18 protein-coding genes and 1 pseudogene are annotated in these 14347 nt (G+C 47.5%); 10 read left to right on the plus strand and 9 right to left on the minus strand.

The window, feature by feature from the left end:
* Window positions 1-71 precede the first annotated feature (71 nt).
* From BZ167_RS10990 to BZ167_RS11010, 5 genes are all read right to left on the minus strand, one after another.
* Window positions 72-914, minus strand: coding sequence for a DUF2268 domain-containing putative Zn-dependent protease (locus tag BZ167_RS10990; protein WP_077392212.1), 843 nt, complete (start codon window positions 912-914; stop codon window positions 72-74).
* A gap of 46 nt (window positions 915-960) precedes the next feature.
* Window positions 961-1722: a MerR family transcriptional regulator gene (locus tag BZ167_RS10995; protein WP_041482165.1), complete on the minus strand. Its 762-nt coding sequence runs from the start codon at window positions 1720-1722 to the stop codon at window positions 961-963.
* Between the two features lie 155 nt (window positions 1723-1877).
* On the minus strand, window positions 1878-2072 hold the full coding sequence (locus BZ167_RS11000) for a YwbE family protein (protein WP_007614611.1): 195 nt from the start codon (window positions 2070-2072) through the stop codon (window positions 1878-1880).
* Between the two features lie 128 nt (window positions 2073-2200).
* Complete coding sequence (locus BZ167_RS11005) at window positions 2201-2881, minus strand: CidB/LrgB family autolysis modulator (protein WP_012118753.1); 681 nt, start codon at window positions 2879-2881, stop codon at window positions 2201-2203.
* A complete protein-coding gene (locus BZ167_RS11010; protein WP_007407725.1) occupies window positions 2863-3249 on the minus strand; it encodes a CidA/LrgA family holin-like protein in 387 nt (128 codons plus the stop codon). The genes BZ167_RS11005 and BZ167_RS11010 overlap by 19 nt, the downstream gene beginning before the upstream one ends.
* A gap of 106 nt (window positions 3250-3355) precedes the next feature.
* Here BZ167_RS11010 and cidR point away from each other — a divergent pair, with 106 nt between their 5' ends.
* The 6 genes and pseudogenes from cidR (at window position 3356) to BZ167_RS11040 (ending at window position 8114) form a co-directional block, all read left to right on the plus strand.
* Window positions 3356-4264 carry a cidABC operon transcriptional activator CidR gene (cidR, locus tag BZ167_RS11015; protein ID WP_003150908.1) on the plus strand — a complete coding sequence of 303 codons (909 nt, stop codon included), beginning with the start codon at window positions 3356-3358 and terminating at the stop codon, window positions 4262-4264.
* Window positions 4265-4266: 2 nt separating this feature from the next.
* Window positions 4267-5085 carry a hydroxyethylthiazole kinase gene (gene thiM / locus BZ167_RS11020; protein WP_015418495.1) on the plus strand — a complete coding sequence of 273 codons (819 nt, stop codon included), beginning with the start codon at window positions 4267-4269 and terminating at the stop codon, window positions 5083-5085.
* The gene (gene thiE / locus BZ167_RS11025) at window positions 5082-5756 is read left to right on the plus strand and encodes a thiamine phosphate synthase (RefSeq protein WP_015418494.1); all 675 of its coding nucleotides are present in this window, start codon (window positions 5082-5084) and stop codon (window positions 5754-5756) included. Before thiM ends, thiE begins: the two co-directional genes overlap by 4 nt.
* Before the next feature lie 75 nt (window positions 5757-5831).
* Window positions 5832-6151, plus strand: a pseudogene (locus BZ167_RS11030) (Efem/EfeO family lipoprotein); the annotation flags it as partial.
* 18 nt (window positions 6152-6169) lie between these two features.
* Entirely contained in the window at window positions 6170-7426 is a 1257-nt protein-coding gene (gene efeB, locus BZ167_RS11035; RefSeq protein ID WP_015418492.1) for an iron uptake transporter deferrochelatase/peroxidase subunit, read from the plus strand.
* Window positions 7427-7511: 85 nt separating this feature from the next.
* Window positions 7512-8114 carry a DsbA family oxidoreductase gene (locus BZ167_RS11040; protein ID WP_015418491.1) on the plus strand — a complete coding sequence of 201 codons (603 nt, stop codon included), beginning with the start codon at window positions 7512-7514 and terminating at the stop codon, window positions 8112-8114.
* 20 nt (window positions 8115-8134) lie between these two features.
* On the opposite strand, the gene BZ167_RS11045 is transcribed toward BZ167_RS11040, so the two are convergent.
* The 3 genes from BZ167_RS11045 to BZ167_RS11055 all read right to left on the minus strand — a co-directional run bounded on the left by BZ167_RS11045 (window position 8135) and on the right by BZ167_RS11055 (window position 9867).
* On the minus strand, window positions 8135-8809 hold the full coding sequence (locus tag BZ167_RS11045; protein WP_015418490.1) for a glycosyltransferase family protein: 675 nt from the start codon (window positions 8807-8809) through the stop codon (window positions 8135-8137).
* Window positions 8809-9489, minus strand: a complete 681-nt coding sequence (locus BZ167_RS11050; RefSeq protein ID WP_007407718.1) for a class I SAM-dependent methyltransferase — start codon at window positions 9487-9489, stop codon at window positions 8809-8811. The genes BZ167_RS11045 and BZ167_RS11050 overlap by 1 nt, the downstream gene beginning before the upstream one ends.
* Window positions 9490-9705: 216 nt before the next feature.
* Window positions 9706-9867 carry an anti-repressor SinI family protein gene (locus BZ167_RS11055; RefSeq protein WP_003150917.1) on the minus strand — a complete coding sequence of 54 codons (162 nt, stop codon included), beginning with the start codon at window positions 9865-9867 and terminating at the stop codon, window positions 9706-9708.
* Window positions 9868-10202: 335 nt separating this feature from the next.
* On the opposite strand from BZ167_RS11055, the gene BZ167_RS11060 reads away from it, so the two are divergent.
* The 4 genes from BZ167_RS11060 (at window position 10203) to galT (ending at window position 14059) form a co-directional block, all read left to right on the plus strand.
* On the plus strand, window positions 10203-10826 hold the full coding sequence (locus tag BZ167_RS11060; protein WP_015418489.1) for a TetR/AcrR family transcriptional regulator: 624 nt from the start codon (window positions 10203-10205) through the stop codon (window positions 10824-10826).
* Window positions 10827-10905: 79 nt separating this feature from the next.
* Entirely contained in the window at window positions 10906-11292 is a 387-nt protein-coding gene (locus BZ167_RS11065) for a GtrA family protein (RefSeq protein WP_032863219.1), read from the plus strand.
* 51 nt (window positions 11293-11343) lie between these two features.
* Entirely contained in the window at window positions 11344-12528 is a 1185-nt protein-coding gene (locus BZ167_RS11070) for a galactokinase (RefSeq protein ID WP_015418488.1), read from the plus strand.
* Window positions 12518-14059 carry a UDP-glucose--hexose-1-phosphate uridylyltransferase gene (gene galT / locus BZ167_RS11075; RefSeq protein ID WP_061860997.1) on the plus strand — a complete coding sequence of 514 codons (1542 nt, stop codon included), beginning with the start codon at window positions 12518-12520 and terminating at the stop codon, window positions 14057-14059. Before BZ167_RS11070 ends, galT begins: the two co-directional genes overlap by 11 nt.
* A gap of 16 nt (window positions 14060-14075) precedes the next feature.
* On the opposite strand, the gene BZ167_RS11080 is transcribed toward galT, so the two are convergent.
* Window positions 14076-14321: a GlsB/YeaQ/YmgE family stress response membrane protein gene (locus BZ167_RS11080; protein WP_003150926.1), complete on the minus strand. Its 246-nt coding sequence runs from the start codon at window positions 14319-14321 to the stop codon at window positions 14076-14078.
* Window positions 14322-14347 lie beyond the last annotated feature (26 nt).

A 14347-nucleotide genomic window follows, 5' to 3' on the forward strand; every position in this document is an offset into this window, starting at 1 on the left:
ATAGCGTGGAAAGAGGGGAAAAGAAAACCCTCTTTCATCGCGTTAATACGGGATAAGATAATCTTCATATCTTAAAGAAACAACCCGCTATTACTTAGTATCTCATCTGTGCTAAGTAAAGTGGCCTCACTAATCCCCACATTGTTGGCTTTCATGAAGGATTGCACCGCTTGGTAGCCAACCGCATAACCTGCAAACGGTGATAAGCCGACAGGCTGATAACCTTGTTCGGCTGCAAAGGTGTCGCCAAACATGTAACTGCTGACCTCAGCAAATCCTTTCACATTTAATGAGTCTTTGATGATTTCTTTTGAGTATTCTAAGTCTTCTTTTTCAAAAGAAGTAACCCAGGGACCTAACAGAGCTTCTCCGTAAAGTTCTTTGGCAAACGATTCTGCCAATCCCTCTATAATTAAGTAATCACCAACCGTTACGTTCCCATAATCCCAATTGAAATACGAAAAACGAATATTATGATGAAATTCATGTGCGATTACAGCAGGCAGTCTCGGTATGTTATATGAATTGGGGAATATTGAAACTTGAATAAATCCCGGAATTCCTCCGAATCCACAATACCCTCTATGTAACTCAAGCTTTTTTTGATTGGCCAGATACATCCCAAACCTTATTTCATCAGCATTTATTTTTAAGCGGTTTTGCTGGATAAATTCTACACAATGAGTTAAAGTGCCATATGCAATTTGAAGAGCTTGAATTTCTTTTAGTTTCTCTAATGCTTTTCTTCCGGTTTCCGTATCAAATATGCTCAGATAGCCCAGCATATTTGCAGCCATGATTACATCATATCCGTTAGGCTGCTTTGCCTTTAAGGGAACATTCATCTTTTTCCACATATCTTCAAAAGGTTTCATCATTGAATACCGATAATAATCTTCTCTATTTTCAATCATTGAAAATAACGTTTCGTATTGCCTGATTGTATCCTCGATAATGATTTTAATGGGTACCACCCTTTTTTTGATGATCTATATAAATTGTGATGGCGTCACTCATGAGCTTCGCCAACCCTTCACCATACTGGTCGATGTTCTTAGTGAAGCGTTTATCTTCAATATAGAGTTGACCTAATCCGTAAAAGGCATCAAAAGAATATTCACCAAAATTTTCATTGAGAAAATCAAACCACTCTTTGATAGCTGTTTGTACGTCTGGGGACTTGGGAGATTGGTTAATAAGGAGTGCAAATTTATTGAACATTGCAGTCCACTTATCAGATAAATCTTTTTGCTGACCATCAGTCATGTTTTTCAATCTAATATTTACCTTATCGACAGGTTGATCACCCCACCGTTTGCGAGCTTCTTGTTCATAAAGATTATGATTGAAGTTCATTCCCTCAAACCGCTCTTTGTTCGTCATGCAAATCTCTCCCATCATATGTTTGATTGATTTATCGATGGTTTCAATCATTTTATCGACTCTATTCCGTTTCTCAATCAACATTTTCTTTTGTAAAATTAATGCCTCCCTTCGGTTAAATGAAGGACTATTAATGATTTCTTTAATCTCTTTTAAGGGGAAATCGAGCTCCTTGAAAAATAGTATCTGCTGCAGCTGTTCAAGATTCTCTTCAGAATAAAGCCGATAACCGGAATCGGTCGTTTCCTGAGGAGTCAATAATCCAATTTGATCGTAATGATGGAGAGTACGTATGCTTACTCCAATCAGTTCAGCTACTTCTTTTACTTTCATACCCATCACGTTTGCCGCCTCCTTAATGGCTACTCTAAAGTATTACGCAACGTAAGAGTCAATAGTTGGTTAAAGATTTTTTGTATATAAAGAAAGAACATATGAGGATTTCATTGCTGAAATTAAAGAAAAAAAGCCGGGCGTGAAGCTCCGGCTCTTTTCTATTCAATAATGTGCTGCACTCGGCCGATTCGCCCGTCTTCAAGGCGGACCTTAATGCCGCGCGGGTGGAAGCTTGAGTTCGTCAAAATATCCTTCACGATTCCTCTTGTCAGCTTTCCTGAACGCTGATCGGCTTTCAGGACGATATCGACTTCAAGTCCTTTTCTGATGCTGTTTCGCTGCTGGCCGTTCATATGACACATCCGTTCTTCAGTCTTTTCACTTCATATCTTATCATATCGTGTTTTCGTCTTTTTATGAAGGACAGACAAATCAATCTGCGTGGCAAATAAAAAAAGACCGCTCTGTAAGGAGCAGTCTTTTATGACATAAACGAAAGCAAAATCGGGGCCGCGCACAGCGTCATAATTGCGGCGAGAATCATGGACACGCTTGAGATCGTTCCTGATACGGAGCTGAGCTCAAATGCTTTAGATGTTCCCGCTCCGTGCGCGCTAGTTCCGAGCAGCACGCCCCGGGCAATTTCGTTATCAATGCGGAAATAGCGGATGACCATCGGCCCGATGATCGTTCCCAATAAAGCCGTTAAAATGACGAAAACCGCTGTAACGGCCGGCATCCCGCCAATCATTTCTGAAACGTTCATGGCAATCGGCGTCGTCACGGATCGTGGCACGAGACTGTCGACTAAGCTGCTGCCGAGATGGAACCATTTCGCGATAAAGGCCGTTGACAGAATGGCGATACATGAACCGACCGCTACGTTCAAAATAATTTCCACGGCGTATTTCTTTAAAATCGGGAAATATTTATAAAGCGGGATGGCGAACGCCACTGTTGCCGGCTGAAGCATATCGGTCAGCAGTCCGCCGCCGAGATTGTATGTCTGATACGGGACATTGACAAGAAGCAGCAGTACGACCAAAACAGCGGGCGTAATCAGAAGCGGCGACGTATACACCCGCGGAAAACGAATGTAGAGTTTTTTCGCGCCCAAATATACTAAGACAGTTAAGAATAAACTTATGATTCCGATGAACACGTTTGTTTTTTCTCCTTTCTTTTTGCTATCAGCTGTGTAAGCGTACCTGTTGAAACCATCACGACAAATGTGCTGATGACGACGACAAGTAAAATGCTTACGCCGAATTTAGACATAATATCTCCGTATTCAATCACTCCGACGGCAGACGGGATGAAAAACAGCAGCAGCTCACCGAGGAGCCATGCTGCGCCAAGCTCAATCCATTCAAGTTTGATAATCTTGAAATGCAATAATGTGAAAAGAATCACAATCCCGATTATACTGCCGGGAATATTTATATGAAGAGCCGCCGTGACCCAATTGATCAGACGCGCAAATATAAACAGCAGAGCGATTTGAATAACGGTAAGCAGCAATTTTTTCATAATGATGCCTCCCTTATATTTATATTGTACAGAAGGTTTTGCTATAGGTAAAATACATATAAAGAATAATGTGTATTCCTTTTGTCTATAGAAAGGATGAAATGTAATGGATATCCGGCACTTAACGTATTTTTTGGAAGTGGCCCGTTTGAAAAGCTTTACGAAGGCCTCACAGTCTCTGTATGTTTCACAGCCGACAATCTCAAAAATGATTAAAAACCTGGAGACGGAGCTCGGCATTAAGCTGTTTTACCGCAATGGCCGGCAAGTTGAACTGACTGACGCCGGGCAGAGCATGTATGTGCAGGCGCAGGAAATCACAAAGTCATTCCAAAACCTGACGTCAGAGCTGAATGATATTATGGAAGTGAAGAAAGGGCACGTCCGCATCGGTCTTCCGCCGATGATCGGGTCCGGCTTTTTCCCGAGAGTGCTCGGTGACTTTCGCGTCACATATCCCGATGTGACGTTTCAGCTTGTTGAGGACGGCTCTATTAAAGTGCAGCAAGGGGTGGAGGACGGCTCGCTTGATATCGGGGTCGTCGTGCTTCCCGCGAATGAAGAAATTTTTCATACGTTCACAATCGTCAAGGAAACCCTTATGCTCGTCGTCCATCCGTCACATCGGCTCGCTGACGAGAAAGAATGCAGTCTTCACGAATTGAAAGAAGAGCCGTTCATATTTTTCAGGGAGGATTTTGTCCTTCATAATCGAATTATGACGGAATGCGTGAAAGCCGGATTCAGGCCTCACGTCATTTATGAAACGTCACAGTGGGACTTTATCAGCGAAATGGTATCCGCCAATCTCGGTATCGGCCTCTTGCCGGAAAGAATCTGCCGCGGTCTTGATCCTGACAAAGTCAGAACCATTCCGCTCGTTCATCCGGTCATTCCGTGGCATTTAGCCATCATTTGGCGGAAAGACCGCTATATGTCCTTTGCCGCCAGAGCCTGGCTGGAGCATACGAAATCGTATTTATGGAATCCGAAAAAGAGAAAAAAGGATGATTAAGCATGGACGCACAAACCGCAGCTCAACACTTGAGTAAAGTGCGGGATCAAAACCCGCTCGTTCACAGTATTACCAATAATGTCGTCACGAACTTCACCGCTAACGGACTGCTCGCGCTCGGCGCATCGCCCGTTATGGCTTATGCAATTGAGGAGGCAGGCGACATGGCGAAAATCGCAGGAGCGCTCGTCCTGAATATAGGCACCCTCAATTCGGCGTCGGTTGAAGCTATGATCGCAGCCGGAAAATCGGCCAATGAAAACGGTGTTCCGGTCATTTTTGATCCGGTAGGCGCCGGCGCCACGCCGTTTCGGACGGCATCAGCCCGCAAGATCATACAGGAGGTCCGCTTGTCCGTCATTCGCGGAAATGCCGCGGAAATCGCCAATATTGCCGGCGCCCCTGATTGGAAGATAAAAGGCGTGGATGCGGGGGAAGCCGGAGGAGATGTGGTTCAGCTCGCTAAGACGGCTGCAAGCGGGCTGAAGACGGTCATTGCGATTACCGGAAAAACCGACGTCATCTCCGACGGCACCGACACATATGCCGTACATAACGGTGATAAACTGCTGACGAAGGTGACGGGGGCGGGATGCCTGCTGACGTCTGTCATCGGAGCCTTCTGCGCGGCGGGACAGGACGTTCTGCAAGCGGCCGTTTCAGCCGTTTCTGTATACGGAAGCGCCGCTCAGCTTGCCGCTCTGGACACCTCCCATAAGGGGCCGGGCAGCTTCCAGATTGAGCTTTTAAACAAGCTGGCAAGCATCTCAGAACAAGAAGCGGCCGAGCTTGCCGCAATTGAAAGGGTGACAGAAAAATGACGCGTATTTCTCGGGAAATGATGAAGGATATGTTATCGGTTTATTTTATTATGGGATCAAACAATACAAGCGCAGACCCCGTTTCCGTGGTGAAAAAAGCCATTGAGGGCGGCGCTACGCTTTTTCAATTTCGGGAAAAGGGGAGCGGTTCTTTAACAGGGGAGGAACGTGTCCTGTTCGCGAAGCAGGTACAGGATGTCTGCAGGCAGGCCGGGATTCCTTTCATCATTAATGATGATGTCGAATTGGCCTTGCGCCTTGAGGCGGACGGAGTGCATATCGGGCAGGATGACGCAGACGCCGAAGAAACGAGAGCGGCAATCGGCGATATGATACTCGGTGTGTCAGTACATAACGTCTCCGAGGTGAAGCGGGCGGAAGAAGCCGGAGCCGATTACGTCGGAATGGGCCCGGTCTATCCGACCGAAACAAAAAAAGATGCTGAAGCTGTGCAGGGCGTTACATTGATTGAAGAGGTGCGGCGTCAGGGCATCAGCATTCCGATTGTAGGAATCGGCGGCATTACGGCTGACAACGCGGCGCCCGTCATTGAAGCGGGTGCAGACGGCGTCAGCATGATCAGCGCCATCAGCCAAGCCGAAGATCCAAAAGCGGCGGCGCGGAAGTTTTCAGAGGAAATTCAGCGCTCCAAAGCAGGGCTGTCCCGATAGGACGGCCCTTTTTCTGTGTGCGCAAAAAGGCAGTGACGGACTTGGAGAATATAAGCCGTATGTCAAGAACAGGGCAATCAGCTTGCAATATCGACCGAAGTGTTTGACGGCTCTATCGCTTCGCTCAAAGTGATGCCTGAACCAATCACTGCCGGCGCCGAAGGCTTAAAAGCCCTCTATGAAACAGTGAAAAGCGCGCAGTGAGAGATCATTTCGAGGTCACGGATAAACTTGATGCGGAATTCAGCGAATTTGAAGGTTTGATGTCGAAATACAAAACGTGCGATCAATCGTATATGTCTTGTGATACATTAAGTACAGATCAAATCAGAGAGATAAGCACGAAGCTGACGGCCCTTTCTGAAACCATGTCGAAGATTGCCGATGTGCTTTAAAAGGAGTTAAGACGCAGCATGAGCGATGAACAAAACAAGGAAAAACAGATTCACAGACGGGATGTCCTGAAGTGGGGCGCCGTCGCGGGCGCTGCCGTTGCTGTCGGAGCGAGCGGCCTCGGAGGACTCGCGCCGCTCTTCAAACCGGCGGCCACCGCTTCAAAGAAGAATGATGAAAAACGTGATCGTGATCAAATCGTTCCTTTTTACGGAAAGCACCAAGCTGGAATCACAACGGCGCATCAGACGTATGTGTATTTTGCGGCGCTTGATGTCATGTCAAGCGACAAAGCCGATGTCATCTCCCTTTTCAAACAATGGACAAGCTTGACGCAGCTCCTGACTTCAGGCGCCGTCCCGTCGGGCGAACAGAAAAATAAATATATGCCTCCGCAGGATACCGGGGAGTCGCAGGATCTGGCACCGGCGAATTTGACCGTTACCTTCGGCTTCGGCCCCGGGTTTTTCGAGAAAGACGGGAAGGACCGCTTCGGACTGAAAGATAAAAAACCGAAGCACCTCGCCGATATTCCGCCGATGCCTAACGACAAGCTCGATAAGAAACAAGGCGGCGGTGATATCGTCATACAAGTCTGCGCGGATAATGAACAAACGGCGTTTCACGCGGTGCGCAACCTGATGAAACAGGCATCGGGGGTGTGCGAAGTCCGTTTTCTCAATAAAGGTTTCTTAAGCGGCGGGAAAAACGGAGAAACACCGCGCAACCTCTTCGGATTTAAAGACGGCACCGGCAACCAAAGCACGAAGGATGAAAACCTGATGAATTCGATCATTTGGGTTCAATCAGGAGAACCGGACTGGATGACGGGCGGCACGTACATGGCGTTTAGGAAAATTAAGATGTTTTTAGATATATGGGACCGTTCATCCTTGAAGGAACAAGAGGACACGTTCGGTCGGGTGAAAAGCTCGGGTGCGCCTTTCGGACAAAAAAAGGAAACCGATCCCGTGAAGCTGAATCAAATTCCCGCCGACTCGCATGTCAGCGTGGCAAAATCAACCGGCAGACAGATTCTGCGCCGGGCATTTTCCTATACGGACGGAATTGATCCGAAGACGGGCTATGTTGACGCAGGCCTGCTGTTTATCTGCTTTCAAAAAGACCCGGACCGCCAATTTGTCCCGATACTGAAGGCTTTGGCGGCAAAGGATGCGCTGAATGAATACACACAAACGATCGGCTCTTCCTTATTCGCCTGTCCCGGCGGCTGTAAAAAAGGAGAATATATCGCCCAAAGGCTGCTGGAATCGTGACACCTTCCATATGGAGGGTGTTTTTAAAAAAACACTTGTAACTATATATGTTACAACTTAAAATGAAAAGGAAAGGAGACTTACAATGACACTGCAGATTAAAGTATATTCTGATTATGTATGTCCGTTTTGCTTTGTCGGCAAAGCGGCGTTTGAAGAAGCAATCAAGGACAAGGACGTACAGGTGGAATGGATGCCGTTTGAATTGCGTCCGAGCCCCTCGCCGAAACTTGATCCGGTGAATGATCCCGCCAAGCGGCAGATGTGGAAAAACTCCATTGAGCCGATGGCGCAGTCTTTAGGCGTTGAAATCACGTTCCCCCGTGTGTCACCGCATCCTTACACGGATTTGGCATTTGAAGGCTTTCATTTCGCAAAGGAACATGGGAAAGGAAGCGAATACCATACACGCGTTTTTCAGGCGTTCTTTCAAGAAGAACAAAATATCGGTGACGTTGGCGTGCTGACAAAGCTTGCGGAAGAAGCAGGACTTGACGGCGCTGCCTTCAAAGAGGCGCTTGAGACAAGAGCGTACAGACACATACAGCAGGAAGCGCTCCGCCATGCTTATGAAGAAGCCGGCATTACGGCAGTGCCGACGTTTATCATCGGCGATGAGAGAATCCCTGGCGCGGCGGGAAAGGAAACCTTTGAACAAATCATTGAGCGGGAACTGAATAAACGTTAACCCGAAAAAAGCCCTCTCGATCAGCGAGAGGGCTTTGCCATATAGTGTTTGACAAATGTTTGTCTGTCCGCTTCATATGCCGCGGCGTCAAATGAGTCGCCGCAAAAATGAAGGCACCAAGGGTCTTTTTGGCAGGCGACGCCGACTTGATAGCCGTGTTTTTGAAATTCAAGCGACTGTGATGTGTCGTAAAAATGAAAGCCGCGAAACAAATCCTCCCGCCACTCCACGTCATATTGAGCCGCCATTAACAAGCCGTCAATGGCGTCAGCGGGCGTAAACAGGCCGTCTTCATCGCCGTGCTCAAAGTCCAGCGGGTGATAAGCATTCCCCCGGTATTCAATCACTTTTCCCATCCGCTGTCCGCTTTCCCACCAAATGCCGTTCGGCGGCAGGGTTTTGCAGCCGGCGACACCGAGAAGGCCGAGCTCCTGATGAGATTGAAAGATATGAAGCATGTCATGCAGGAAATGCTGATGAATGATAAAGGTATCCTGATGCAGATAAATTTTATATTTGGAGGGGTGTCTCAGCGCTTTGTTGTAGGACGAGGCCATGCTTGCTGAATCGTATATCGGCATGATATCAACGGAGTATGAAGGGGGGACGGTAAGCTGCATGATATGGCTCTTGCACCGGGAGTAGAGCGGCTCGTCATTCACACAGACGACAAACAGAAATGAATGTGAATCCATTACATGCTCCTCTCGGCCTCAATCACATATTGATACGCCGATGCTTCTGTCATAAAGTCATGCCTTATGCCAAGCTGTACGCATACTTCGTGCAATGCTGCGATGGCTTTGTGATAAGAGGGGTGATCAACGCGGATCGCCTCAATGCGTTTCACCTCATAGCCGGCGGCTTTAAATAATGAAAGCGTCTCTTCACGGGTAAAAAAACGCAGGTGGGTCTGATCCATTAATCCGGCGTCACTGTAAGTCCATTTGCCGGCTAAAAGCTCCAGCACCACTGAGATGTGGCCGACATTCGGTATGCACGCAAGCACCGTGCCGTCTTTTTTTACATAAGGACGAAGCTTTTTCAGCACGGACCACGGGTCGATAAGGTGCTCAAGAACGTCTCCGAACAGCATGCAGTCGAATTGTTCTGATTCGTACGGAAGAATGGCGGATTCAATGTCGCCGCAAAGCACGTGGCTCAATTTGCTTTCCGCCTTTTTTGCGGCTTCGGGATACGCCTCAATGCCGTAAACCGTTATTCCGCGGTCTTCGATCGCTGCTCCTAAATTGCCTGTGCCGCAGCCGACATCAAGCACTGTCCGCCAGTTTTCGTCTATTTTGTTCAATAAATAAGGATTCAGGCCTTCGTAGTAGTTCTGTTGTTTTTCATCATAATAGGGATTCGTATCCATCTGTGTATCACCTCATAAATGGGCATATACACAAGATATGCAGCGGGGGGATCTCATATCACCATGTTTGGCTGTTCAATTGCGGAATGCGGACGGGAATGGTTGTCCGGTATACGGTTTGTTCTCTGATTCCCCTCTTATTGCGGCTGTTCCTTTGAAAACTCGGGTGCGGGCGGACTGTGGCAGGTCATATAGTAAAAGGATCCGCCTGTAATCTTACCGCTGGCGGATGGTGTTTTTCATTGGTGTTTTTTTCTTCACCGCTTTTTCAGTATTTAAGAAGCGCCTTACATCGTCAATGTGCAAACCCATGATTCTAGCCTCTTGAATTAACAATTGCCAATCTTGATCTATATCTTTCATTACATGAGTTTTCATAAGAACCTCCAATTGAAAAATTGATTTGCCCAGCTACAGCAGCCAATGTATAACAAATATCACACATAGTTGGCCGGTAATCCCAAATTGAAGATGAATTCACCTACCTATTCCCTAAGAAAATGACTGAAATAACCAAAATCCTTCAAGAATTCTTACGTATAATAATAAACAAATAAATACTGACTGGATAGTATGCAAATAAAAATAAATCATATGACCTATTAACATTTACCCTCAAAGCGTCGACTAGCATATTCTTTTTGCATAAAAAATACCGCAAAAGAATGATTCGGTGTAAGATAAAGTGAATGATCAAACAGCTGGGGTAAAAAATGAAAAAAAACAAATTTCAAATTAAGAGAGAAGAAACATTTGAAAGTTTTATTGACGCAGGCCTTCATCTCCTGATTGAAAGAGCTTACGATTCAGTCTCAATCGATGACATCAGTAAAGCGGCGGGTTTCAGCAAAGGCGCGTTTTACGTTCATTTTGAAAGCAAGGAAGATTTTCTGAAGCATTTGTTAGACAGGCGTCAGATTAAAAAAAGGATCATCACTGGCTATCTCGACGAATTAGAAAAGCAAACAGCGCGGCCGTTGACGCTTTGTGAAGCTGCGGCAAGCGCGGCCAGCCTGTTGATGCGGTTTGTAAACAGCAAGCCTGCCTGGAATGTTGTGTCTTTTGCCGTTCATATGCCTACTTACAAAGTCGTCAGTGAATATGAAGCTTATATCCGTCTTTATAAGTTATGGATAGAAGAAAGCACCATGTACATAAATTGGCTCAAATCGAGAAATTTAATAGAAGACCATATAGATACCGAGCATACCGCTAACATGATGTGCGCGCTCATCGACGGGATGATTAAGCAATCCAATGTGCTGGGAAGGCCGGTTACTTTCCGCAGCATGTTTGACGCGCTCTATGTTTTTGTCAGCGGCAGAAAATCAAGGTAACGTTCTTCTTGATTTGACAAAAGGTTTAGAAAAGTCTTTCAGAAAGCGAGGAACTGCCATGCGCTACAGAGAAATTATGATGTATATCATTATGGGGATATTCACGACCATCGTGAATATCGTCAGTTTTTACTTTCTGACGTCGGCATTTGAGATGGATTACAAGGCGGCGACCGTCGCTGCTTGGATTCTGTCCGTTCTATTTGCATATGTCACGAATAAACTGTATGTATTTCAGCAAAAGACCGCGGGGATGCGGAGTCTGATGAAAGAATTGACGGCCTTTTTCAGCGTGCGGGTATTGTCCCTCGCCATCGATCTCGCCATGATGATTCTTCTGGTCAGTCAATTTCATATGAACGAAACGTTGGCGAAAATCGCAGATAACGTCATTATCGTAGTCGTCAACTATGCGGCCAGCAAGTGGATCGTCTTCAGAAAAGCGAAAGAAGAGGGCGTGTCATAACGGTTTCTTTCCGCGCCCCGGGGGAAAGTGTAATGGTGAAAGGGGATGCGTATGAAGCACAAAATAAAGAAAGCGTTTGCTGATGTATTCGGGGAATCGGAGGACCTGCGCATTTTCTTTGCGCCCGGCAGAGTGAATCTCATCGGAGAGCATACGGATTATAACGGGGGCCACGTCTTTCCGTGCGCGCTGACGATCGGTACATATGCAGCCGTCCGGGAGAGAGGGGACAGGCTCGTCAGAATGTACTCTCATCAATTTAAGGAAGCGGGCATAAAGGAATGCACTCTCGATAATATCCGTTATCAAAAAGAGGACGGGTGGGCCAACTATCCGAAAGGGGTCATGGCGGAATGTCTCGGCAGCGGTTTTTCCCTTCCGCACGGCTTCGATATTGTGTTCTGGGGAAACATCCCGAACGGCGCGGGGCTGTCATCTTCGGCTTCGATTGAACTTGTTACGGCGGTCATTCTCAAGGAATGCCATGAGCTTGAGGCGGATATGCTCGACTTGGTGAAGCTCGCTCAGACGGCGGAAAATTCCTTTATCGGCGTCAGCTGCGGAATAATGGATCAATTCGCCATCGGAATGGGAAAGAAACATCATGCGATTCTGCTGAATTGCGGGACGCTCAGCTTTGAATATACAAAACTCGGGCTGTCGGGGCTGTCGATCGTTATTGCAAATACCAATAAAAAACGAACGCTTGCAGACTCAGGCTATAATACAAGGCTCAAGGAGTGCGGGGAAGCGCTTTGTGATCTTCAGAAACATCTTTCCGTTCAATCACTGGGAGAGCTGACCCCTTCCGCTTTTGACGCTCATGCGGAGCTGATTCAGAATGAAGTGAACAGACGCCGGGCGAAACACGCCGTCTATGAAAATCACCGCACAATAGAGGCCGCCGACATGTTCAGTAACAATCTGCTTTATCATATCGGTGAATTAATGAGGGATTCGCATCTCTCTTTACGCGATGACTTCGAGGTGACGAATCATGAGCTGGATACACTGGCTGAAGCGGCCTGGCGCCACGGCGGGGTGATCGGATCAAGGATGACGGGAGCCGGTTTCGGCGGCTGTACAGTCAATATCGTCAAGGACGATGCGGTTTCGGATTTTATTGAAACGGCAGGGGCCCGCTATGAGGAAAAGACAGGGAGAAAAGCTGACTTTTACACGGCGGATGTCGGAGCCGGAGCGAGAGAACTAAAGGGGGATGACGATGGCAATTGAGCGGCACGTGGAACGTTTAATCCGGTACGGATTGCAAAAAGAGCTGATTTCATTTCTTGATATTGAATATACAAGAAACCGTTTATATGAAGCTTTGCATATCACCCATCCGGAGGTTCCAGAACAGAAAGAAAATGAATCGGCGGCATCATTGCCGGACATATTGGCCCCGATTTATGAATGGGCGGCAGAAACGGGCCGGATTTCAGCCGATACAGACACCTATCGCGACCTGCTGAGCGCGAAGATCATGGGCTGCTTTGCCCCGCAGCCGTCCGAGATTGTCCGTCGTTTTGAAGAAACAAAGGCGGTGCACGGACCGGAGCAGGCGACAAAGGCGTTTTACCGATTTTCAGAGGATGTGTATTATATCCGTTCGGACAGAATACAGCGGAATGCCGGGTGGACGGCTGAGACGGCTTACGGAAAGCTGGACATCACGATCAACCTTTCAAAACCGGAAAAAGATCCGAAAGCAATTGCCGCTGCCAAAGAGCAGCCTCAATCCGATTATCCGAGATGTGTTCTTTGTAAAGAAAATGTCGGGTACGAGGGGAGACCGGATCACCCGGCGCGTCAAAACCTTCGTGTCATTCCGGTCATTCTCGGCGATGAGCAGTGGTTTCTGCAATTTTCTCCGTATGTGTATTACCGGGAGCATTGCATCGTTTTGAAAGACCGGCACGAACCGATGAAGATCAGCAAAAAAACGTTTGACCGGCTGCTGTCGTTCGTCAGCCAGTATCCTCATTATTTTCTCGGTTCCAATGCTGATCTGCCGATTGTCGGCGGCAGTATTTTAAGCCACGACCATTTTCAGGGGGGCAATTATGAATTCCCGATGGCGCGGGCGGAGACAGAAAGCCGGTACAGGCTGCCTGACTATCCGAAAACGGTGCTGGGAATTGTGAAGTGGCCGATGTCGGTCATCCGCCTGCAAAGCGAGAGTGCGTCTGAGCTTTCCGGCGCGGCGGATGCCATCCTGCGGGCATGGCGCGGTTATTCCGATGAGGCGGCTGATCTCCTCGCCTGTTCAGGAGGAACACCGCACAATACAATTACGCCGATTGCCCGGCGGAGAAACGGTTTATTCGAATTAGATCTCGTCCTCAGAAATAACCGCACCTCTGATGAGCATCCGCTGGGAATTTTTCATCCCCACCAGGAAGTTCATCACCTGAAAAAAGAAAATATCGGACTGATTGAGGTAATGGGGCTTGCGATTCTGCCGGGCCGCCTTGAACAAGAAATGAAATACACGGCTGAAGCGCTGTGCTCACCGGACCCGGAAGCGGTCTTAACGGCAGACCCTTCTGCGGCAGCGCATAAAGATTGGGCGCTCAGCGTGCTGCATAAGCGGAAGGTAACGAAAGAAAACGCGGAACAGATTTTGAAAGAGGAAATCGGCCATGCCTTTGCGCGGATACTGGAGCATGCCGGCGTCTTTAAACAGACAGAAGAAGGCAGAGCGGCTTTCCGGCGGTTTATCCGCCATTTGGGCGCTCTACCGGAAAAAAGCCCCATCCCATAAGGGACGAGGCTTTTTTTTATCCTCTGCTTCTGGCGATCAGGCTGAATAAGAATACCACGATCGCAGCTCCGATGATTGCCGGAATGATGGCAAAGCCGGCAAGGTGAGGACCCCATGTGCCGAGCAGTCCGTGCCCGATCCATGCGCCGATCAGACCGGCGATCATTGACCCGATGATTCCCCCGGGCATACTGCCTTTTACAAATAAACTTCCGATCCAGCCGATAATAATAGCGACAATCAGAGATACGATAAAACCCATAAATATCACTTCCTATTTTTTATTAT

It is taken from the genome of Bacillus sp. 275 (assembly GCF_001999205.1).
Classification (GTDB): Bacteria; Bacillota; Bacilli; order Bacillales; family Bacillaceae; genus Bacillus; species Bacillus velezensis.